Raw genomic sequence first — 22,774 nt, 5'->3', positions numbered from 1 at the left:
ATACCGATGAAAGTCGAACTCGCCCAGTTGGCGGGCCGTGACAACGGCACCGCGTACAACCTCGAACGCGCCCTGGTGGCGATTGCGGCCTGCGCTGCCGACACGCAACTGATCGTCTTCCCGGAAACCCACCTGATGGGCTTTCCGACCGCCGACACCGTGGCGCAAACCGCCGAACCACTGGATGGCCCGACCGTCAGCACAGTGCTCGCCGTCGCTCGTGAGCGCAACATCGCGGTGGTGATCGGCATGGCCGAAAACGACAACGGTCGCTTCTACAACACCACGCTGCTGATCACCCCCGAAGGCATTGCGCTGAAATACCGCAAGACGCATTTGTGGGCCTCGGATCGCGGCGTGTTCGAGCCCGGCGACCGTTACGCCACCTGCGAGTGGAACGGTGTGCGGGTCGGCCTGCTGATCTGCTACGACATCGAATTCCCGGAAACCGCCCGTGCTCTCGCACAACTGGGCGCCGAATTGCTGATCGTCACCAACGGCAACATGGACCCCTATGGCCCGACGCATCGCACCGCGATCATGGCTCGCGCCCAGGAAAACCAGGCGTTTGCGCTGATGGTCAATCGTGTGGAAGCGGGCGATGACGGGTTGGTGTTCGCCGGCGGCAGTGCGCTGGTGGATCCGCTGGGCACGCTGTTGTTCGAGGCGGGGCGCGATGAAGGGCAATTTACGGTTGAGCTGGATTTCAACCGGTTGGAGGCGGCACGCAAGGACTACCGGTATCTGGATGATCAACGGCTGAAATTGCCGGGGGAGACCGTTGAGCATGCTTCCGGGGTTCGGGAGCTGCTGATTCCTTCGCGATGAGGCCCGAATAGACAACACACCTGTTTGACCGATCACCCAAAACAACAAAGTAACCCCCGAAATTTAGCGCCGAACTCGGCTCTGCCATAAATCTAATAAATTCGGAGTAGTCGCTCATGGCTCGTTTGCAACGCACCCTGTCATTGGGTTCGGTGGTGCTGTTCGGCATTGCCTACATGACGCCGATCATTGTGCTCGGCACCTTTGGCATCCTCGCTCAATCCACCGCCGGCATGGTGCCGGCCGCGTACCTCGCGGCACTGGTGGCGATGTTTTTCACCGCCATGAGCTACGGCCGAATGGCCTCGGCATTCCCCGTCGCAGGCTCGGCCTACAGCTACGTGCGCAAAGCCATCAGCCCGAAACTCGGCTTCATCGCCGGTTGGGCGGTGCTGCTCGATTACCTGTTTTTGCCGATGGCGATCTGGCTGATCGGCGCCGCCTACCTCAACTCCGCGTTCCCGGCGGTGCCGCAATGGTTGTGGGTGCTGGCGTTCATCGGCATCACCAGCGCGATCAACATCGTCGGCCTGAAGCTGGCCAACGGCATCAACGCCTTGCTGATGCTGGTGCAGGCCCTGGTGCTGATCGCCTTCGTCGTGTTGTGCATCCACTACGTCGGTGGCGATGCGAGCACGCCGTTGTGGTCGATCAAACCGTTCTTCAATGCAGACATGCAGATGCCGCTGATCATGAGCGGCGCAGCCATCGCCTGTTACTCGTTCCTCGGTTTCGACGCGGTCAGCACCCTGACCGAAGAAACCCGCGACCCGCGCCGCACCATCCCGCGGGCAATCATGCTGATTACCCTGATCGGCGGACTGATCTTCGTCAGCGTCTCCTACTTCGTACAGGTCGCACACCCGTCGTTCCAGTTCGACAACGTCGACTCGGCGGCCTATGAAATCGCCCGCAACGTCGGCGGCGACCTGTTCGTCTCGATTTTCCTGATCGGCCTGATCGTCGGCCAGTTCGCCTCGGGCTTGTCGGCGCAGGCCAGTGGTTCACGTCTGTTGTTCGCCATGGGCCGCGACGGTGTACTGCCGAAATCGTTCTTCGGCACCTTGCACGAACGCTTTGGCACGCCGGTCAACAGCATCCTGTTGTGCGCCGTCGTCGCGTTGCTGGCGCTGAAACTGGACGTCACCACCTCGACCTCGTTCATCAACTTTGGCGCATTCCTCGCCTTCAGCCTGGTCAACCTGTCGGTGATCTTTCACTACTGGATCGGTGGCGAGAAAAAAGGCCCGCGTGAACTGCTGCTGTTCCTGGTGTTCCCGTTCATCGGCCTGGTGGCGGATTTGTGGCTGATGGTCAGCCTCGATCACCTGGCCATTTACCTGGGCCTGAGCTGGCTGGCGATGGGCGTGGTGTACCTGGCGGTGTTGACTGGCGGTTTCCGTCGTCAGCCACCGGAGATGGATTTTCCGGAAGCCATCTAAGGCAGGCCGAACCCCTTGTAGGAGCCTGGAGAGTTACATTGCTCTTGAGATAGCTTTCGCTGGGCAGCCAGCTCCCACAGGAATGCGCTGGTGTTCAGGCGGCTGGTTTTGTCTGGTGAATCGGCAGTTCGACGCGAAACGTGCTGCCCACCCCGACTTCACTCACCACCGAAATCTCCCCCCGGTGTTTCTTCACGATGCCATAGGACAGGGACAACCCCAGTCCTGTCCCCTGGCCCACCGGTTTGGTGGTGAAGAACGGGTCGAAAATTTTCTGCAGGCTACCCGGCGGGATGCCGGCGCCGGTGTCGGCGACCTCGATCCACACGGTTTCATTTTCAAGCCCTGTGCGCAGGGTGAGGGTGCCGCGATCCGGCCCGATGGCCTGTGACGCGTTGACGATGAGGTTCATGATCACCTGGTTGATTTGCGAAGGCAGGCATTCGATGTCGGGCAGGTCCTGATAATCCTTCACCACATCGGCCTTGTACTTCAGTTCATTGGCAACGATGTTCAGCGTCGATTCGATGCCTTGCTGCAGATTGGCCCACTGCCATTCCTGGTTCGAGTCCACCCGCGAGAAGTCCTTCAGGTCTTTGACGATTTGCCCGACCCGGCTGATGCCTTCCTTGGATTCCTTGATCAGCAGCGGAATGTCGTCGCGCAGGAATTCCAGTTCGACCCGGTCACGCAAGTCACGCAGACGCTCAAGGAGCTCGCTGGAGCCAATCGCCTCTTCTGCTTCCCGATAGGCATCGAGCATTTCCTGCAGCTGTTTGAAATAGCCCTCGAGGGTGCCGAGGTTGGAGGAAATGAAGCCGATGGGGTTGTTGATTTCATGGGCGACGCCGGCCGCCAATTGCCCCAGTGAAGCGAGTTTTTCCGATTGCACCAATTGGGATTCAAGCTGTTTGCGCTCGTCGATTTCCCGTTGCAGCGCCTCGCTGGCCTGTTTGAATTGAGTCGTTCGCTGGTCCACCAGATGCTCCAGATGGCTCATCTGCACACAGGCCCGTTCGGTCATGTCCCATTTGGTCAGCAAGGTATTGGCCATTTGCTGGACTTCAATGTTGTCGAAAGGTTTTTTCAGAATCAGCAGCCGGTCATGCGCCTGCAAACGGTCCAGCAGTTCATCCCAGGAATAGTCAGAGTAGGCGGTACACACCACCACTTGCAGGCGCGGGTCCTCCTGCCACAAGTGTTCGATGGTCTGCGCGCCGTCCCAGCCTTCAGGCATGCGCATGTCGACGAAGGCCATGGCATAGGGCTGCTTGTCCTGCAAGGCCTGGTTGAGTTTGCCCAGCCCCTCCCGGCCGCCATACGCCGAATCCAGTTCGAACAGGACACGGGCAGATTTTGCTTCTGCGCCGAACAGCGCGGCCTCCATCACATCCAGTTCGACGTGCCGGGCCAGCGTGGGCGTGAGGATCTTGCGAAAGTCCTCGTGAATGGATGGGGTATCGTCGATCAGCAAAATGCGTCGGTTGGAAAGCTCGCTCATGCTTGCTCCATGACGGTTTTCAACGGGAGCTGCAACGTGAATTGCGCCCCCTTGCCCGGCCCGTCGCTGTGGGCGGTGAGGTGGCCATTCATCTCGATGGCGGCCAGGGCGCAGCTGTGCAGGCCAAAGCCGTGGCCCTCCTTGCGGGTGGTAAAACCGTGGGCAAAAATGCGCGTCATGTTTTCCTCGGCGATACCTTCTCCGTCGTCCTTGACGCTGATTTGCAGGGTCGTGTCGTCGACGATCTTGACCCCGAGGGTCATTTGTCGCGGACGGTCGCTGAGGCCGGACATGGCGTATTTGGCGTTGCTGATCAGGTTGATCAAAATCAGCAGCAAGCGGTGCTTGTCGCCCATGAACAGCGGCACCTCGCCGTACTCCTTGATCACCCTGACGTGATGCCGGGTGAGTGCCCCGGAGTTCATGCGCAGGGCGTCCTCCAGCAGTTCGCTGATGTGCAGCGGTTCCAGCAGGCTGTTGGCGCCCGCGTAGGATTGCTGCGTGGCCACAATGTCCTTGATGTGGTCGACGCTTTTGCTCAGTTGGGCGAGTTCGTCGGTCATGCCCTGTTGTTCCAGGGCAATGGCCTCCACCAGTTGATTGAGGTAGCCGGGCAGCAACTTGCCCTTCTGGTCCTGAGTCAGAAAGGCACCGAGGTCATCGGGGTGCTCGTTGATCAACTGCATGGCCTTGCGCAGGCCCTGCGCCTTGCTCGCGCGCAGTTTGCGGCTCACCAGGTCGGCCGAGATGTTGACGCTGTTGAGCACGTTGCCGACGTTGTGCAGCACATTGGTGGCGATCTCGGCCATGCCCGCCTGGCGCGCGGAGTCGAGCAGTTCGCTCTGTGTATCCCTGAGTTCACGGGTGCGCTCTTCAACGCGTAGCTCAAGGTCGTCATTGGCGGTGTGCAGGGCTTTATTGACGCGATTGATCACCGTGAAACTGCGCATCAGGTGAATGGCCAGATACACCAGCAACAGCACCAACAACGTTGAAAACACCAGCATATAAAAGTGATAGCGCTGGTCGACCGCGACGACTTGCTGCTGGTCGGTGTTCAGCAGTCGGGTGATGTCGTCCAGGCGTTCGGCCACGGGGATGGCCTCGATGTTTTCCAGCAAGCGATTCACCACCGGTTGTTCACGCAGGATCAACGCGATGTGGTTGCTCAGCACATCGATCGGCGTGTGGAACGGCTCCGGCAATCGCTGCTTGTTCACCCCGAGTTTGTTCAGGCCCAACAGGATATCGGCCGCCCTGTCGTCAGAAGTGAGCTGTGAAAACTCCAGACTGCTGAGTAACAAGTCGTAGGTGTCGGTGGCGATGTTTTGCAGCTGCAGTTTGTCGCCATCCACCAACTGGGCCAGTTGCTGCTGAATGTCGTCTTCGACATTTGGCAGGTAGGCCAGGGAGTTGCGCAGCACCGCGTTGTGCGACTTGAACTGTTCCACCAACCGGGTCTTTTCCTGGATGGCCGTCAGGTACGCCTCATAGCTGGCTCGCCAGACGGGTGACTCGTTGCGGCCGTGGTGCGATTCGAGGCGGGTGAACCGCTCCCACAGCTGCGTTATCTCGGTCTGGAGCGTGACCAGCGAATCGTAGTTGTATTGGGCGGCGATCCGGGCCTTGAGGATCTCGGTTTCCCATTGCGCGTTCAGCTGTTTGATGCGCCCGATCAGGTCTCGGGATTCGGCATAGCTGGTTGTCTGGTTCGAGTTGGACTTGAGGTACAGGAACAGCAGCGTCGAGGCCAGCATCAGGGCCACGACACTCAGCAGCACGAGGCTGCGGCGACGGGACATTTTCATAACGGTTTGCCTTCCCATTCACCGGTCAGGGTCTTGAGGAATTTGACGATCAGGGTCTTGTCCTCGCCCGTCGGGACACGCCCGAGCTGGAACTTGAACATCACGTCCACTGCGTCTTCGAGGGTGTTGGCCGAGCCGTCGTGAAAGTAGGGCGCGGTCACGGCGACGTTGCGCAAACTCGGAACCTTGAACACATAGCGATCCTCTTCATCCTTGGTCACCAGGTAACGTCCAAGGTCCGATTCGATCAGGTGGCCCCTGGCCTGGAAGTAGTCGCCTATCACACCGAACTTCTGGTACATGTTGCCGCCGATGTTCACCCCCTGATGGCAGGCGATGCAGCCGTACTCCTTGAAGCGCTGATATCCGTACTTTTCGTCGGTCGTGAGAATCTCGGTGTTGCCTTGCAGGTATTGGTCGAAACGCGAGTTGGCGCTGATCAGCGTGCGTTCATAGCTCGCGAGGGCGTTTTGCACGTTGCTCATGGTCACGCCGTCCGGGTAGGCGTCGCCGAATGAGGTCTGATAAGCCGGATCGGCAGACAGCGTTTGCACTACATGTTCCCAGTTGCTGCCCATCTCGCCGGGGCTCTGTACCACTTCGTGGACCTGGTTTTCCAGGGTGTCGGAGCGACCGTTCCAGAATTGCCGGAAATTCAGACTGGCGTTGAATACGCTGGGGGTGTTGACCGTCACCGGGAGGCCGGCGAAGCCGATGGAAAACGCCTTGTTGTCGGCGCCACCGTTTTCCAGTTGATGGCAACTGGCGCAGGACAGGCTGCCGTTGATCGACAAGCGGGGTTCGTTGAACAACTGGCGACCGAGCTCGACCCGCTGCGGATCTAGCGGTGGCACCGTCGGCAGCGGTTTGAGCGGTTCATCCAGCGGCGCGCCGACGGCGTTCAGACAAAGCCCGAGTAGTGGCACCAGGAGCAGGTGATGGAAGGAGAGCGACATCGGGTGATTCCTTGGCTGACGGCCTGAGTATCGTTGCGTATCGTTCACTAGACGGTGGGGGGTGGCGGGTTTAACGACCTCAGATACTGGACGAAGGCACTCGGCTCCACGGCTTTGCTGAAGTAGTAACCCTGGCCTTCCTCGCATTGATGCGCCTTGAGGAAGTCCAATTGCTCAAGGGTCTCCACCCCTTCGGCGATGATGGTCAGGTTGAGGCTGCGGCCCATACTGATGATGGTGCTGACGAGGGCGGCGTCATTGCTGTCGTTGCTCAAACCACGAATGAACGACTGATCGATCTTCAGCACATCGATGGGAAACCGGCGCAGGTAACTCAGGCTGGAGTAACCCGTGCCGAAGTCATCGATGGCCAGCCGCACCCCCAATGCCTTGAGCCGATTCAGGGAGGTGACGGTGGCATCGATGTTTTGCATTAACACGCCTTCGGTGATTTCCAGTTCCAGCAAGGCGGGCTCCAGACCGGTTTGTTCGAGGGTCTGTTCGATACCGTCGACAAAGTCCCGTTGACGGAAGTCGATGGCCGACATATTCACCGACATGCAGATTTTCGGCAGCCCGTCTGCCTGCCAGGCACAGGCTTGTCGGCAGGCCTCCGCGAGCACCCATTTGCTCAACGGCACGATCAACCCGCTGTCTTCGGCCACTCCGATGAACTCCGACGGGTAGACCAGGCCGACGCCCGGTTTTTGCCAACGGATCAAGGCCTCGGCACCCACCACCTGGCCGCTGACCAGGTCCAGCTTGGGTTGGTAATGCAGGACAAATTCCTTCCTTTCCAGCGCCAGGCGAATGCCCGTTTCAATGCTTTGCTGATCCCGTGCGCGCTGGTTCATTTCGTCGATGAAAAAACTGAAATCGTTCGGGCCGATTTCCTTGATGTTGCGCATCGCGGTTTCGGCTTTCTTGATCAGTGCGATGGCATCGAAACCGTCTTCGGGGTAAATGCTGATGCCCAGGCTGGCGGTCACGCTCAGATCGTGGCCGGCAATGTGCTGGGGCGTACGGATGGCATTCAAGAGTTTGTCAGCGATGCCCTTGGTCTGCTGCGGATGGCGGATGTCGGCGAGGATCACCACGAATTCGTCGGAACCGTAGCGAAACACCGAATCGGACTCGCGCACCGTGGCCACCAGGTTTCTCCCGACCCGTTTGAGGATTTCGTCACCGGCCGGATGGCCCAAGGCATTGTTGATGCGCTTGAAGCGATCGAGCCCCAGAAACATCACCGCCAGCTGTTTGTCATGGCGTCGGGACAGGGCCAGTGACTGATTCAACCGGTCACCGAGCAAGGTGCTGTTGGGCAGTTCGGTCAATACGTCGTACTGCAACAGGTGCGACACCTTGAGCAATTCGTGAACCCGGGCCTCGATGGTTTGCTCCAGGTTCAGCACCTTCTGCGCCGCGTCCTGCGCCATCTGCCACTTCCAGGTCAAGGCGCTGGCCATCTGGCGGATTTCCAGACTGTCGAAGGGCTTTTTCAGCACCAGCAACTGATCGCCGAACTCCAGCCGCTCGGCCATGGCCTCCCAAGAGTAATCCGAATACGCCGTGCACAGCGCAATTTGCAGGTGCGGGTCGGCCTTCCACAGTTGATCGATGGTTTCCAGCCCATCCCAGCCCGGCGGCATGCGCATGTCGGTGAACACCAGGGCGTAGGGACGTCCTTCGGCCAGTGCGAGCTTGACCAGTTCGAGGGCTTCCTGACCCTGATAGGCCGAGTCGAGCTGGAACGTCAGCCTGTCCGGTTGTTGCGTGCCGAACAGGGCTTCTTCAGTGCCGGCCAGGGTCTGTTCATCTTCGGTCTCGGGGCCGAGGATCTTGCGAAAATCATCATGAATCGAAGGCGTGTCGTCGACGATCAGAACGCGCCGGTTGGTCCGCACGAAAGGCGCTTTCATCCTTTGTCCTCCGTGGACCGTTGCGGGTTGTCCCGGATCGGCCCGATGTCGGTGCTCGGTGGTACGATGCTGCCGGCCTTCAGCAACTCGACAGCCTGTTGGCTGCTGACGGCTTTGCTGAAGTAGTAACCCTGCGCGTTCATGGGTGAGCCGGTGGCCATCAGCGAACTGCGTTGTTCCTGGGTTTCGACGCCTTCGGCGATGATGCCGATGCCGACATCCCGGGCGAAGTTGATAATGGCGCGCAGGGTGTTGGCGCTGGCCGGGTCGCGGGCGGCGGTGTCGATGAAGGCCTGAGCGAGTTTCAGGTGATTGACCTGGTAGGTCTTGAGGTAGTCGAACGATGAATATTCGGTGCCGAAATCGTCTATGGCGATCTTCACCCCCAGTTCACGCAAGCGCGGCAGCACATCGTTGTGGGTCCATTTGGTCTGGGCCAGCGTCGCTTCGGTGACGTCGAAACGCAGGTCCCAGGCGCAGAGCTCCCAGCGTGCGGTGGTGCGTAGCACGTCATAGATCAGTTCGGGACCACTCTTGAGCTGAGCCAACGACAGCTTGATCGCAATCACCGGTGGTGCGACGCCTTCATCACGCCACTGGCGCATTTGCCGGCAGGCTCGATCGAGGACCCAATGACCGAGGGCGATGATCGTGCCGGTCTTTTCGGCGGCTGGGAGGAACGCCGGGGCTTCCAGCAAACCACGTTCGGGGTGATTCCAGCTCACCATCACCTCCATGCCGAGGATCTTACCGGTCGAGAGGTCCACTTCCGGCCAGTAATGCAGTTCAAGTTCTTCGTGTTCGATGGCCGCTCTCAAGTCGCTGGCAATGGCCATACGTTCGACCACCTCCTGGTTGATCTCCTCGGAGTGGAAGTGGTACTGGTTGCGGCCCTTTTCCTTGGAGCGATAAAGCGCCATGTCCGCCTGGCTCAACAGGCTGTCGGCGCTAGTGCTGGCCGGGCTGTAACTGCTGATGCCGATGCTGACGGAGACTCGCACATCGTTGTCGGCCAGGGAGTAGGGCTGCACCAGTGCATCGCGGACCTTGGTGGCCAGGGCTGCGGAGTGGGTCGGGTCGCTGACGTCCAGTTGCAATATCGCAAACTCGTCGCCACCGAGGCGGGCGACCACATCGTTTTCGCGCACACAGGCCTTGATCCGCCGGGAGACTTCCTGCAGCAACGAGTCCCCTACCGGGTGACCCAGGGTGTCGTTGATGCGTTTGAAGTGGTCCAGGTCCAGGTAAAACATGGCGAACGGTGACGCGCCCCGACGCGCAGCAGCGAAAGCCTGGTGAAGTCGCTCGATCAGTGTCGCTCGGTTGGCCAGCCCGGTCAGCCCGTCGGTGCGCGCCAGCAGGGCGATTTTCTCCTCGGCCAGCTTGCGCTCGGTGACGTCGATGATGATGCCTTCGACTTCCAGCAGGCGGCCTTCATCGTCGCGCACCGGGATATAGCGATTTTCGACCCAGCGCCAGGCTCCGTCTGCGGTGCGCATCCGAAATTCGATGGAAGCACCTGCCGCATGGCGGTCCAGCACCCGGGCCATGGCAGTGTCGACCTTCGATTGATCGTCGGGATGAATGAGCTCCTGGGCCCAGTTGGCCGACGCCACGAGGTTTGCTGCGATGTGACCGTATTTGGTGATGTTGTGCGAGATATACATCAGCGGAAACGATGGTTCGCCCCGCAGCCGATACAGTATGGTCGGGCTGTTCTGCACAATAATGTTCGCATCGGACAGCTCACGGGTGCGTTCCTCGACCGCTTGTTCCAGCAGTGACATTTTCAGCGCCGCGTCTTCGGTCATTTGCCACTTGGCGGTCAGCGTGCTGGCCATCTGACGGATTTCGATGGCATCGAAGGGCTTCTTTAGAATCAGCAGGCGATCGCCCAGTTCCAGGCGGTCGTCGATGTCTTCCCAGGAATAGTCGGAATAGGCCGTGCAGAGAGCCACTTGCAGTTTGGGATCGACCTGCCACAGCCGTTCGATGGTCTCCAGGCCGTCCCAGCCCGGTGGCATGCGCATGTCGATGAAGGCCATCGCGTAGGGCAGGTCGTTGGCCAGCGCCGTCTCGACCTTGTCCAGGGCTTCGAGGCCCTGAAACGCCGAGTCGAGCACAAAGCTTTGCAACGATATCGCCGCAGTCGTGCCGAACAGGGCGTGTTCAGCGCTGGTCAGGCTGTCGTCATCGAACGCTGGCGGGCTGAGGATCTTGATGAAGTCCTCATGGATCGACGTCGTGTCGTCGACGATAAGAATCCGACGGTTGGCCCGCACCAACAGCGTATTCATTGACATGCGCGGGAGCCGACAGCGGTTTTGTGCGGCGTTTTCATTGGGCATCCTTTCCCTGATCAACTGGCCGAACCGGTACAGATAATGGATCCGAGTGAAGTGAGCATAGTCGCCCGACCACGACTTCGCGGCGCTGGCTGAGACGAATCATTTCGTTGAGGGACGAGAAGTCATCTAGCCTGTAGGTCAGGTCCCGGCAACAGGGGGTGTTTGCGCGGCGCTTGTCACGATGCTTTACCGTTTCACTTGAGGTCATGCCATGGAAGAGCAAATCCCCACACCGTTGATCGATAAACCCAAAGTGCTGCTGGTCGATGACGAGGAGTCGATCCTCAACAGCCTGCGCCGCCTGTTACGTGGCCAGTCCTACGACGTGCTGCTGGCCACCAGTGGTGCCCAGGCGCTGGAAATCATGGCGCAACAACCCATCGACCTGGTGATGAGCGACGCGCGCATGCCCAACATGGATGGCGCCACGCTGCTGGCGCATATCCATCAGCGCCACCCTGCAACCACCCGCATCCTGCTCACCGGTTACGCCGATCTGACGACGATTGTCAAAGCGATCAATGAAGGGCAGATCCACCGCTATATCAGCAAACCCTGGAACGACGAGGAAATGCTCCTGACCTTGCGCCAGGCTTTGGCTCATCAGCATTCCGAGCGCGAACGCCAACGCCTGTTGCAGTTGACGCGGCAGCAGAATGACCAGCTGAAATCGCTCAATATCACCCTGGAAAAACACGTCGCGGCCCGCACCGCTGAGCTCCAGCAGACCGCCGACATGCTCGACCTGTCCTACGAAGAACTCAAGCGCAGCTACGTTACCGGCACCGAGGTGTTCTCGTTGCTGGCCAACTTGCGTCTTCCGCCGGCCAAGCAGACCAACCGCCAGATCATCGAACTGGTGCGGGTGTACTGCAAACTGCATGGCCTGGATGAAGGCACCAGTCGCGACTTGAGCATGGCCGCGGCGCTCTACAACATCGGCAAGTTGAGCTGGACCGACAGCATGATGACTGCGCCTTCGGACCTGCTGCACCACAATGATCGCGAGTGCTATCGCAGTTATCCAAAGCAGAGCGAATCGCTGTTGATGACGCTCGATCCAATGAAGGATGCCGCCCGTCTGATACTTCACCATCAGGAGCGCTGGGACGGCAGCGGTTTTCCCGACAAGCTCAAAGGCGAGGCGATCCCGCTCGGTTCTCGGCTGTTGAAACTGGCGGTGGATTTCATCGAATTGCAGCGCGGGCTGATCCTGGAGCGCCAGATGAACAGCGGTGAAGCGCTGGTCTATATCCGCAGCTACGCCGGTCGACTTTACGACCCCGAGCTGGTGGAGGATTTCATTCAGGTCTGCGCCGCGTACTTGAGCGATGCCTCCCTGGCCGACCCGATGGTCAAGGTCCTGACCACACGAGAAGTGGCGGCGGGGATGATCCTGGCGCGTAACCTCAACGCCGACAATGGCATGCTGCTGCTCAATGCCGGTAAGGTGCTGAACGGACCCCTGGTGGAAAAGCTGATCGCCTTCGAAGCCATGGAAGGCGCGAAATACAGCATTTTCGTAAAAGTCCCGGAAGAAGACGCTGGCGCGATTCTCGAAGCAGGTTAGATTCTCAGGTTCATCGCCAGCAAGCTCGCTCCTGCAAGGGGCGGGCGGTGCTTTGAACGGGTTTTTCGGCGTGACGACGCACCGATACTCATGTGATCCTTGGCCCCTTTGCATTCAAGGCCATTGCTGATCCATGACCCTTCCATCTACTGACTCGCCACGCATCATCCGCATCGCCGCCGCCCTGTTGATCGGCCCCGACGGCCGTACATTGCTGGTGCGCAAGCGCGGCACCCAAGCCTTCATGCAACCGGGCGGCAAGATCGAAGCCCATGAGCAGCCGGTTCACGCCCTGGCCCGCGAGCTGGAAGAAGAGCTGGGTTTGTTCATCGATCCCGCGCACGCCAGTTACCTTGGGCAATTCTCGGCACCGGCGGCCAACGAGCCAGGGTTTGTCGTACAGGCCGAGCTGTTTTTGCTGAGCATTGATGTGGACGTCACCCCCGCTGCCGAGATCGAAGAAGTGATCTGGATCGACCCGGCCACCGACGGTGATGTCACGCTGGCGCCATTGACACGGGACCTGATCCTGCCGTTTTATCGAGCATCGCTGACCGAACCTGCCTGATCATTTCCGGACGAAGGATTGCCCATGATCCCGCCTCAAGACTTGCTGATTTTCGCCGCTGCCGCGTTGCTGATGGTGCTGACGCCGGGGCCGAACATGATCTACCTGATCTCCCGCTCGATCTGCCAGGGGCGCAAGGCGGGTGTGACGTCTTTGCTCGGCGTGGTCGCGGGGTTCTTCGTGCATTTGTTCGCGGCGGCGGCCGGTTTGACCGCGGTATTCCTGGCCGTGCCGATGGCTTATGAAGTGTTGAAGTGGGCGGGGGCGTTGTACTTGCTGTGGCTGGCCTGGCAGGCAGTCAGACCCGGTGCCCGTTCACCGTTCGAGCCGCAGCAGTTGCTACCGGATTCATCGCGCAAACTGATCACCATGGGCTTTCTCACCAGTGCGCTGAACCCGAAGATTGCGGTGTTCTACTTGTCGGTGTTTCCGCAATTCATCAACCCTGAGCACGGTTCGGTGTTCAGCCAAAGCATCATCCTCGGCCTGACCCAGATCAGCGTCAGTTTTTGCGTCAACCTGCTGATTGCGCTGTTCGCGGCGGGCATCGCCTCGTGGTTCGTCAGGAACCCGACCTGGCTGGCGCTGCAGCGTTATGTCATGGGGTTTGTGTTGGCGGCGCTGGCGGTGCGGCTGATGCTTGAGCAACGCAGGACGGCTTGACCATGTGGATCGAACGGCTGGACGCCAGTCATGCGCTGGCTTATCGAGAGTTGATGCTCGAAGCCTATGACCGGCATCCGCAAGCGTTCACGTCAAGTGTGCGCGAGCGCGCGGCCCTGTCGCTGAGCTGGTGGGAAGGGCGCCTGACCAGCAAGCTGGATGTGGTGTTCGGGGCATTCGAGGAGGGCACGTTGGCCGGCATCGTCGGTCTCGCCTTCGAGCCTCGGGAAAAGGCCCGGCACAAGGCGACACTGTTTGGCATGTACGTGTCCGGTACGGTTCGCCAGCGCGGGTTGGGGTCTCAACTGGTGCAGGCGGCATTGGCCGAGGCGCAGCAGCATCCGGGGCTGAAGGTGATTCAGCTGACCGTCACTGCCGGTAATGACGCGGCGTTCAACCTGTACCAGCGTTGCGGCTTTATCCAGTTCGGCCTGGAACCGTTGGCGGTGCGGGTGGGCGAGGAATACTTCGACAAAATCCACATGTGGCGGGAGATCTGAACCCACCGCAATTCCCCTGTAGGAGTGTTGTGTTATCTGACGGCGCTCACACCATCCAGTGTCGAGAACGACGTGTCTTTCGCCGTCAGCAAGAAGTCGCGCATGTACGGCGCATCCAGCATGTCCGCGCGTATCCCTGCGTACAACGTCGCAAACAATCCCTTTTCACCCAGCCGCTTGGCTTTCACGTAACCCCGCGAGCTGTATTCATGCAGCGCCCAATGCGGCATGCCACACACGCCGCGACCGCTGGCCACCAGTTGCATCATCATCACCGTCAGTTCCGAGGTGCGGACCTGCGCCGGTTCGATGTCGGCCGGTTCGAGGAAACGGGTGAAGATGTCCAGTCGATCTCGTTCCACCGGATAAGTGATCAGCGTCTCCGTGAGTAAATCTTCCGGCACGATGTACGCCTTGCTCGCCAAGCAGTGCTGGTTGGCCACCGCCAACATGGCTTCATAGGTGAACAACGGCACGTAGGTGATCCCGGCGATGTCCAGCGGGTCAGAGGTCACCACCAGGTCCAGATCGCCACGGGCCAGTGCCGGCAATGGCGCAAAGGAGAAGCCCGACGCCAGGTCCAGTTCGACTTCCGGCCACGCATCGCGGAACTGGTCGATGGTCGGCATCAGCCATTGAAAGCAACTGTGGCATTCGATCGCCATGTGCAAACGCCCCGCGGTGCCACCGGCCAATCGCGCGATGTCACGCTCGGCGCCGCGCAGCAGCGGCAGGGTGGCGTCGGCCAGTTGCAGCAGGCGCAGGCCGGCGCTGGTGAAGCGCACCGGTTTGGTCTTGCGCACGAACAGCGGCATGCCCATGCGCTCCTCCAGTTCCTTGAACTGGTGGGACAAGGCCGATTGCGTCAGGTGCAAACGGTCGGCGGCATCGACCAGGCTGTCGGCTTCGCGCAAGGCGTGCAAGGTCTTGAGGTGGCGGATTTCAAGCACCGGATGGCTCCATGAGTAAAACTTGTGATCAACACGAAAAGGTTGAGTTTGTCTCATGTTGACTTGGCTGTCGACAATAGCGCCATCTTTTACAGGAGCAATTCACCATGGCGCTGGCCCACACCCTCGGTTTTCCACGCATCGGCGCGGACCGCGAACTGAAAAAAGCCCTCGAATCCTACTGGAAGGGCGATCTCGATCAGGACGCGCTGAACCGTGTCGGCCGGCAACTGCGCGCCACCCATTGGCAACTGCAGAAAGACGCCGGCATCGACCTGCTGCCGGTCGGCGACTTCGCCTGGTACGACCAGGTGCTGACCCATTCCCTGACCTTCGGCGTGATCCCCGAGCGTTTCGACAGCGCCAGGGATGCCAACGGCCAGCCGACCCTCGACACCCTGTTCGCCATGGCCCGAGGTGCCAGCGCGAACTGCTGCGGCGGTGACCACGGCATCGCGCAATACGCCCAGGAACTGACCAAGTGGTTCGACACCAACTATCACTACCTGGTCCCGGAATTCAGCGCTGACCAACAATTCAAACTCAGCTGGGAACAGTTGTTCGACGAAGTGGATGAAGCCAAGGCCCTCGGTCACAACGTCAAACCGGTCATCATTGGCCCGCTGACGTACCTGTGGCTGGGCAAGGCCAAAGGCAACGACTTCGACAAGCTCGACCTGCTGGAACACCTGCTGCCGGTGTACAACGAAATCCTCGGCCGCCTTGCCGCGCAAGGCGTGGAGTGGGTGCAGATCGACGAACCGATCCTGACCCTCGACCTGCCGCAAGCCTGGAAAAATGCGTTCGAGCGCGCGTACCACATCCTTCAATATTCGCCGCTGAAAAAACTGGTGGCGACCTACTTCAGCGGTCTTGAAGACAACCTCGGCCTGGCCGTCGGCCTGCCGGTGCAAGGCCTGCACATCGACGCCGTGCGCGCCCCGGATCAACTCGGTCAGGTGCTCGATCGTCTGCCGACCTACAAGATTCTCTCGGTCGGTCTGGTCAACGGTCGCAACGTCTGGCGCTGTGAACTGGAACAAGTGTTGGCGCAACTGCAACCGGCTCAGGAGCGTTTTGGCGACAACCTGTGGGTCAGCAGTTCCTGTTCGTTGCTGCACAGCCCGGTGGATCTGGAGCGCGAAGACAAACTCGACCCGGAACTGAAAAGCTGGCTGGCCTTTGCCGTGCAGAAGTGTGGCGAAATCGCCGTGCTGCGCGACGCCCTCAACGATCCGCAATCGCCCAAAGTACACGCCGCATTGGCCGAAAGCCGAGCGATTCAAACCAGTCGCGTCGAGTCGCCGCGTATCCATAAAGCCGCCGTGCAGGCGCGCATCAACGCCATTGGTGCAGCAGACAGCCAGCGCCATTCGCCGTTTGCCCAGCGCATCGAACAGCAACGCGCTCGCCTGAAATTGCCGGCATTCCCGACCACCACCATCGGTTCGTTCCCGCAGACCGGTTCGATTCGCCTGGCGCGTCAGGCGTTCAAGCAAGGCAAGCTGTCGGCCAACGACTACACCGACGCCATGCACAGTGAAATCCGCCACGCCGTGCAAATCCAGGAGCGCCTGGGGCTGGACGTGCTGGTGCACGGCGAAGCCGAGCGCAACGACATGGTCGAGTACTTCGCCGAGCAACTGGACGGCTACCTGTTCACCCGTTTCGGCTGGGTGCAGAGCTACGGTTCGCGCTGCGTCAAACCGGCGATCATCTACGGCGACCTCAGCCGTCCGAAGGCGATGACCGTCGACTGGATCACCTATGCGCAGGGCCTGACCGACAAGGTCATGAAAGGCATGCTCACCGGTCCCGTGACCATGCTGATGTGGTCGTTTCCCCGTGAAGACGTGTCGCGCAAAATCCAGGCGCAGCAGTTGGCGCTGGCCCTGCGTGATGAAGTGGTGGACCTGGAAAACGCCGGCATCAAAATCGTCCAGATCGATGAAGCCGCGTTCCGCGAAGGCTTGCCGCTGCGCCGGGCGCAGTGGCAGGAATACCTCGATTGGGCGGTGCAAGCGTTCCGCTTGAGCGCGTCTGGCGTTCGGGATGAAACCCAGATCCATACCCACATGTGCTACAGCGAATTTAACGACGTGATCAAGGCCATCGCCGACATGGATGCTGACGTGATCACCATCGAAACCTCGCGTTCGGACATGGAGTTGCTGGAAGCTTTCGAAGCCTTCGACTACCCGAACGACATCGGGCCGGGTGTTTACGACATCCACTCGCCACGGGTGCCGGACACCGCCGAGATGGTCAAGTTGATGAGCAAAGCCGTGAAGCGTATTCCGGCCGATCGCTTGTGGGTCAACCCCGATTGCGGATTGAAAACCCGAGCGTGGCCGGAGACCGAAGCCGCGTTGGTGAATATGGTGGCGGCGGCGCGACAACTGCGTAGCCAGTTGGCATAAAAAGCCCAAAGCGGGAGCGGACTAACCGCTCCCGTTTTGCGCTCTACAGTGGCTCGAAGTGCTTTAGCGCTACTGAACCTTTGCCGATATCGGCGTAGGGAAGGGCCGCGTTGTCGGCGTGGGTCAGATACCGGTGCTCGGGCAGTTTCAAGTGAGCTTTCTCGAATTCGGCGAATGCCGGTGCGGGCTTGCTGTAGTGGAAGTGGGCGTACCACAGCACCTTGGGCGGCGTTGCCGTCAGGTCCCACACTTGGTACTCCTGCAGGTAATCGATCCGTCCGTCAGGGCGTTTGCCGAGTTTTTTCATCGGTGCCGTTTTACGGACCTGCACCGCGTTTTGGCTGATCAGGTCGTCGAGCATGCCATCGGTAGGTTTTTGCGTACGTATCGACTGGCGGGTACGCATTTGACGACCGGTCGCCGTGAGTTCAGTGGCCTTGTCGCGTAGTTGCTCAATGATGGAATTGTGCGGGGCAAGTTCTTCGATAGTGAGGGCGCGACGGTTCAGCTCGCTGGCCTCGCTGACCATCATGTGCTCCAGATCGACCCCAAGCATGTCCTGAGCCGCATAGGCTTGAACCCTGGCCTTGTAGGTTTCCTGGGACCTCAGACGGTTATTGGCATCTTCGACCAAGGCCTGAAGGTTTCTTTGTGGCGCTCCAGAAGTCTGTTTAGGCGGGTTCAGCAGGCGAGACTTGCCGTTGGCGCCCAGTTCCCAGATTTCCTCGTGTCCGCCCCGCCCCGTCAGCGTGTATCGGTGCGTCTGGGTGGTCGACTCCCAGTGCTCCACCCCGATCAGCAAATGATCATCTTCGGTGGTGAAAACTTTTTTACTGCGTTGCCCGCCGGGGGAAGGAGGGGCCGGCTGATCGATGGCCCTGCGCGCTCGTTCGGCCATTTTCTCGATACCCTCCAGCAATGGCGCCACGGCGTCCAGGTGGAAGTGCTGCGGATAGCTGGCGGTCCAGGCGTTCATGTTGCGGCGAAATTCTCTGTAAAGATCGAGGCACTCCAGCAATATCTGGTTGCGCTGGGTTCTGGTGGCGGTGACCTCGGGCAGGCTGTATTGGGTGAACAAGGCGCGATCAACTTTGGCCCGCAGACTCTCCGCCTGTCCTTGCAGATAGAACCAGGAGATATCCCGGGTGGTGTCAAAGCGCTTGACGATTTCCAGCAGGTGGCCGGTTCTCAAGTAGAGCAGGTTGGTCTCGCTGAGCCGCTTGTTCAACATCATGACTTCGCCGGTCAGTTGTGCCTTGTGACTGCTGACCGTTATGCGTTCGTACCACAGGTTGAGATTGCGCATGGCGGCATCGATTTGATCCAGCTCGTGCATGAAGTCCACACGCACCTTTCTGACGTCTTGCAGAATACGGACGCGTTCACTGAGCGCAGAGTCCGGCAGTGCGTCCAGGCGCCCGATGAGATCGTCGATCCTGTCGACCAACGGATCGGCTCGATGATTGGCAAAGAACACCCGTTGCTTGTACCGGTCAGCGATCAACAAGGCGTCATGGCTCTGCATCTCCCGGAGCACGCGTTTTTTGTTGCCGTGAGTGAGGGGCGAGAGTTCAGCCAGCGTCTGGTAGTGCCTGCTGGCCAATTCAATGTCGCCGATACACGCGGCTTCTATCGCGGGCATCAGTGTCGGGCGATGAGCTGCGGTACTGGCGTTGTACTGTTCGATCAGGGCATTGGTCCGCAGGACTTGGGTATCGAGTTTCGGGGCAAAGTCATCGGCGGCTTCGGTCAATTGGTGATGGCGGCGAAAGGCATGATCGGCCCACCAGCGTGGCAGGCGTGCGCGAATGGCCGCCGGCCAGAGTGGGTCTAGCCCGTCCGCCAGATGCCCGAGCACCCCACCGCCTCCCAGTCCGCCACCCTCGAAGGTCACTCCGTAGACACCGAAGTAAGTGTCCCAATCACCCGCTTCATCAAGGCCGATGGGTTGTTTATAGGTTTTTAGATGAGTGCCGGTCAGTCGCCAGTTACGTGAATCGGTGCTGCGTTCAACCTGAAAGATGCGCCCCTGGCGAACGATAAAGTCGCCGTCTGCGTGCCGGTAAATGTTGCGGTACATCCCGTGGGTGGCCGGTTGCAAGCCGGCAAGAGAGATTGGCTTTTGGTAATCGTAACCGGCGAAGCGATTGAAGCCATGCCGCGCTTGGCGCCTTGATCTTCCTTGCAGCGCCCCCACGCTTTTGCCCAATGCGTTGATTTGACGAAGCCGTGTCAGTGAACGGGCACCCTTGGCTGTGCGGGATCCTGCGGACGCGCCAGGAAGGACGTCCATGGCGGCATCGATCAGTGACAGCACCGCTGATTCAATCTCCGTCAGGCCGTCGCCTGCCTCACCACGCAACAGGGCCGCGACGGCGTGGTTGGCGCTGTGCCAGGCATCGTAGAGTGCGATGCCCGCGCCGACAAAGGGCACCATGCTCAAGGCCATTTTCATGTAGTTGAACGCCCTCGGACCGCTGAGCGCGTAGCGTTCCAGGTACAAGGCATTGTTGGAGCGGGAGGTTGCGCGATGCGCTTCGATCAGTCGTCCCATGTGCGCGTTGAGCAAATGGGACGACAGTGATGTGGTTTTCGGCCAGGGCAGCCCGATCCCGATCATCGCGTTGAAATGCTTGAGCACGGCCTGGTTGATGCGGCTTTCATGAGCGCTCACCGTGCCTTGCAAGGCACGTCCTGCCAGGTAGCTAACCATCTCACTGCGCAGGCACGCATTGAACAAGGCCTGGCGAGCCGTCTCAAGATTGTCGTAGCGACGCAGGCACTGGCCGTCGGGGCTGTCCGGCAGATACAGCAGGGTTATTCCGCTGACTTGCTCTTGAATGAACGTCACCCCCAGCAACGTGGTGGGGCCCTCGTTTGGCGTGTCCTTGCCACCGGCGCTCAGGTACGCCGGCAGGAGCACAATGCGCTTGCCTTCAACGTTCCACGCCTGCGGGGTGTCGGCATCAATGGCGATGTTCAAAATCTGCCATTCGTGTTGATTGATCCGCTTTTGCAGGCGTGCGCAGGTCCCCTGCAATTGCAGCATCAGGCGCCAGGGCTCGATCAGGCATTCACGCCGGTGCTCTTTTACGAACGCGGTCTCGCTGGCCGAGCCCATGAAGGCATCGCGAATCAGGTTTTCGTAGGCTTGGGGCAAGTCCAGCTCGGGCAGCATCTTGCGCAGCCAGGTCTGGGTGATACCCCTTGCCAACGCCTGGCGTTCGGTTTCATCCGTGGCCGTGACTTCAAGTCGCATAAATCCCAATCGCAGTGACAGGGGTTCCAGCTGCATCGAGGGCGTATTGTCGACGTTGAGCTGGACAAGTTCTTCGAGCGACATTTTGCTGCGGCTTGCACTGGGCACTGCGACGAGTTTCTGCGGGGTTCCCGGGGCCGCGCCATCGGATAATTGTTTTTGCAGCGTCACCGAGTCGGGCAGATCCAATTGCACGACAAAATGCCCATTGAGCGAGAAGTCTTTGCGCAGACGGGCCAGCACCTGCTGGCGGGTGAAATCATCACGGGAGGGGAGGGCGATCTCCAGCTGCTCATGACTACGGCGCATTGCCAGAATGTAGCCCTCGAACAACCCCTTGAGCTCAACGCGTTCGGCTCCCGATAACCTGGCCAGCCAGGTGGGCAGCAAAGAGAAAAGGGTCGCGCTACGGCTTTGTTCCTGCAGGTGAGAGAAGGCCAGGCTCCTGGCGGCCGGCACCGGAACTTGCAAGGCAGCCAGCGTCTTTTTGCGCAGCTTTTCCAGTTCATCTGCACGCTGTTGAGCCTGGGCTGCATCAGGAAATTGTTGGTGTATGTGCGCTGCTTGTTCTTCGAAATGGCTCGTTTGTTTGTTGAGGCAGTAGTGCAGCGGGTCGGTCTCGATTGTGTTCATTTTCAAGGCCAGAACCGTGTCCCCGTCCTGAATCTTGAACACCTGCCGTTCCAGTTCTGTGCAATTGGCGAACCGTTGCACACCGCCGCCGGCGCCGGGCCAGTACAGCAACACACTGTGCGGCGATGCGGCATCGAGCGGCGCTCGGGTAATGACAAAAGCGCCGATGATTGCTTCGGTTTTGACGCCGGTGTTTGCCTCTGTCATCGACAGCGTCAAGCTGGCGGCGGTAATGGCCGCGTCACGATCGGTCGCGAGCGGCGAGTCCAACACCGCTTCAAGCAGGCTGAATTCATCGTTGTCGATCTGTTTGAGCGCCAGTTGCAGCTGGGCCTCGGCACGCAGGCCATCCTTGTGCGCCTGATAGAGCGCACTGAACTCGCGGTTGATGGTCGCGAAGTCGAAGGTGCGCGCCCTGTAAAGCAGGGTGGACGCGGCCGTATCGGCGACGTGCTCTGCCGTCTCCAGCGTCTTCAAGGCCTCTTTGAATGTTTGTTGACGGTTGCTATCGGGTTCATCGCCCAGCAACGTCTCGAGTGCATCGCGCTGGCGGTTCAGCGAAGCCTGGCGCTGAGGCCAGGGGATATCGGCAAACAGGCTGTCGAACAGCGGCTGTTCATCCTCCCCGGCAGGGTTGTCTGGCGGCAGGGTTTCAAGGTCTGGAGGTAAAGCGAAAACGACGGCGTTCGTGTACTGCGGGTGTTGCAGTTGCTCAGTGATGCCGACCATCAGAGGCTGATCTTTCGCGCCGTATTCAAAGCGCACGTCATCATCGGGCAGGCCCTGCGGGACGAGAGATTGTTCAGACAACCAGTCTTCCATGTCACTGCGCTGGTTGAAGACCTGAATGGGAACCGCCCGGCTCGGCAAATACAGCCACTGCGCGACGGGTGGGTGTTCGCCCACGCTGATGACCCAGGCCGCCGGGAGTTTCAGGGTGCCGCTGTCGCTCAGTATCAGGGTCAACTGCTCGATGTGGATGGGTTGATCATTCAAACGCAGACCGGAATCGGGAGGGGAAGGGATCAGCACGAGCGTCTGCAACTGCTCTGCCGTCAGGGTTCTGCGCGCGAACGCCACTTGGGCACAGGCCTCGAAATGGCTGCGGTACAACTGACCCGCCCGCTCGCGTCGCGACACTGGCGTACCGGGTGCCCGGGCGTCCCAATAGGCCGTCCAGCGTTGGGTGAGCGATGAATCAGGGAGTCGGGTTCGCAACGGCGCGGCGGCAAACAACGCTTGCACGCCCTGGCTGCTGTCGCGCCAGCGTGCCGTAGCGCTGAGTAACAAGCTTTCATCGGGGTTGTGCTTCAGGGGCGGATGGGCCGCCATCGTGATTGGCGGGGAGACGGGCAGGGGGCTGAACGCACTTTCTGTCATGACAACGGGGCTCTGTGCAGGGAGCGGCG

General features: G+C 60.0%; 14 protein-coding genes and 1 pseudogene. 7 read left to right on the top strand and 8 right to left on the bottom strand.

What is annotated here, in order from left to right:
- The first annotated feature begins 6 nt into the window (after positions 1–6).
- Positions 7–828 (top strand): carbon-nitrogen hydrolase family protein, encoded by an 822-nt coding sequence (locus tag J2X66_RS15600; protein ID WP_310265839.1) that lies wholly within the window; start codon positions 7–9, stop codon positions 826–828.
- 116 nt (positions 829–944) lie between these two features.
- The gene (locus tag J2X66_RS15595) at positions 945–2,270 is read left to right on the top strand and encodes an APC family permease (RefSeq protein WP_310265836.1); all 1,326 of its coding nucleotides are present in this window, start codon (positions 945–947) and stop codon (positions 2,268–2,270) included.
- 94 nt (positions 2,271–2,364) lie between these two features.
- Here J2X66_RS15595 and J2X66_RS30225 read toward each other — a convergent pair whose 3' ends face one another.
- The 6 genes and pseudogenes from J2X66_RS30225 to J2X66_RS15570 all read right to left on the bottom strand — a co-directional run bounded on the left by J2X66_RS30225 (position 2,365) and on the right by J2X66_RS15570 (position 10,757).
- The gene (locus tag J2X66_RS30225; RefSeq protein ID WP_405046784.1) at positions 2,365–3,033 is read right to left on the bottom strand and encodes an ATP-binding protein; all 669 of its coding nucleotides are present in this window, start codon (positions 3,031–3,033) and stop codon (positions 2,365–2,367) included.
- Between the two features lie 57 nt (positions 3,034–3,090).
- A pseudogene (locus J2X66_RS30220) lies at positions 3,091–3,177 on the bottom strand (hypothetical protein); the annotation flags it as partial.
- A 590-nt stretch (positions 3,178–3,767) separates the two neighbouring features.
- Positions 3,768–5,579 (bottom strand): DAHL domain-containing protein, encoded by a 1,812-nt coding sequence (locus J2X66_RS15585; RefSeq protein WP_310265830.1) that lies wholly within the window; start codon positions 5,577–5,579, stop codon positions 3,768–3,770.
- Positions 5,576–6,535 carry a cytochrome c peroxidase gene (locus tag J2X66_RS15580; protein ID WP_310265827.1) on the bottom strand — a complete coding sequence of 320 codons (960 nt, stop codon included), beginning with the start codon at positions 6,533–6,535 and terminating at the stop codon, positions 5,576–5,578. The genes J2X66_RS15585 and J2X66_RS15580 overlap by 4 nt, the downstream gene beginning before the upstream one ends.
- A 47-nt stretch (positions 6,536–6,582) precedes the next feature.
- Positions 6,583–8,454: an EAL domain-containing protein gene (locus tag J2X66_RS15575; protein WP_310265825.1), complete on the bottom strand. Its 1,872-nt coding sequence runs from the start codon at positions 8,452–8,454 to the stop codon at positions 6,583–6,585.
- Positions 8,451–10,757, bottom strand: coding sequence for an EAL domain-containing protein (locus J2X66_RS15570; RefSeq protein WP_310265823.1), 2,307 nt, complete (start codon positions 10,755–10,757; stop codon positions 8,451–8,453). The genes J2X66_RS15575 and J2X66_RS15570 overlap by 4 nt, the downstream gene beginning before the upstream one ends.
- 256 nt (positions 10,758–11,013) lie before the next feature.
- Between J2X66_RS15570 and J2X66_RS15565 the strand changes: the two genes are divergently transcribed.
- From J2X66_RS15565 to J2X66_RS15550, 4 genes are all read left to right on the top strand, one after another.
- Positions 11,014–12,372: an HD domain-containing phosphohydrolase gene (locus tag J2X66_RS15565; RefSeq protein ID WP_310265821.1), complete on the top strand. Its 1,359-nt coding sequence runs from the start codon at positions 11,014–11,016 to the stop codon at positions 12,370–12,372.
- 133 nt (positions 12,373–12,505) lie between these two features.
- Positions 12,506–12,940, top strand: coding sequence for an NUDIX domain-containing protein (locus J2X66_RS15560; protein ID WP_310265819.1), 435 nt, complete (start codon positions 12,506–12,508; stop codon positions 12,938–12,940).
- A 24-nt stretch (positions 12,941–12,964) separates the two neighbouring features.
- On the top strand, positions 12,965–13,603 hold the full coding sequence (locus J2X66_RS15555; protein WP_310265817.1) for a LysE family translocator: 639 nt from the start codon (positions 12,965–12,967) through the stop codon (positions 13,601–13,603).
- A gap of 2 nt (positions 13,604–13,605) precedes the next feature.
- Complete coding sequence (locus J2X66_RS15550; protein WP_310265815.1) at positions 13,606–14,103, top strand: GNAT family N-acetyltransferase; 498 nt, start codon at positions 13,606–13,608, stop codon at positions 14,101–14,103.
- Positions 14,104–14,135: 32 nt separating this feature from the next.
- Here the strand turns inward: J2X66_RS15550 and metR are convergent, their stop codons facing one another.
- Positions 14,136–15,053 carry a transcriptional regulator MetR gene (gene metR, locus J2X66_RS15545; protein ID WP_310265812.1) on the bottom strand — a complete coding sequence of 306 codons (918 nt, stop codon included), beginning with the start codon at positions 15,051–15,053 and terminating at the stop codon, positions 14,136–14,138.
- 107 nt (positions 15,054–15,160) lie between these two features.
- Here metR and metE point away from each other — a divergent pair, with 107 nt between their 5' ends.
- The gene (metE, locus tag J2X66_RS15540) at positions 15,161–17,473 is read left to right on the top strand and encodes a 5-methyltetrahydropteroyltriglutamate--homocysteine S-methyltransferase (RefSeq protein ID WP_310265810.1); all 2,313 of its coding nucleotides are present in this window, start codon (positions 15,161–15,163) and stop codon (positions 17,471–17,473) included.
- Positions 17,474–17,516: 43 nt separating this feature from the next.
- Here metE and J2X66_RS15535 read toward each other — a convergent pair whose 3' ends face one another.
- On the bottom strand, positions 17,517–22,745 hold the full coding sequence (locus J2X66_RS15535; RefSeq protein ID WP_310265807.1) for a dermonecrotic toxin domain-containing protein: 5,229 nt from the start codon (positions 22,743–22,745) through the stop codon (positions 17,517–17,519).
- Between the last annotated feature and the right edge of the window lie 29 nt (positions 22,746–22,774).

This window comes from Pseudomonas sp. 3296 (assembly GCF_031456615.1).
Lineage (GTDB): Bacteria > Pseudomonadota > Gammaproteobacteria > Pseudomonadales > Pseudomonadaceae > Aquipseudomonas > Aquipseudomonas mucoides.
This window is presented reverse-complemented; position numbering and strand designations above follow the sequence as displayed.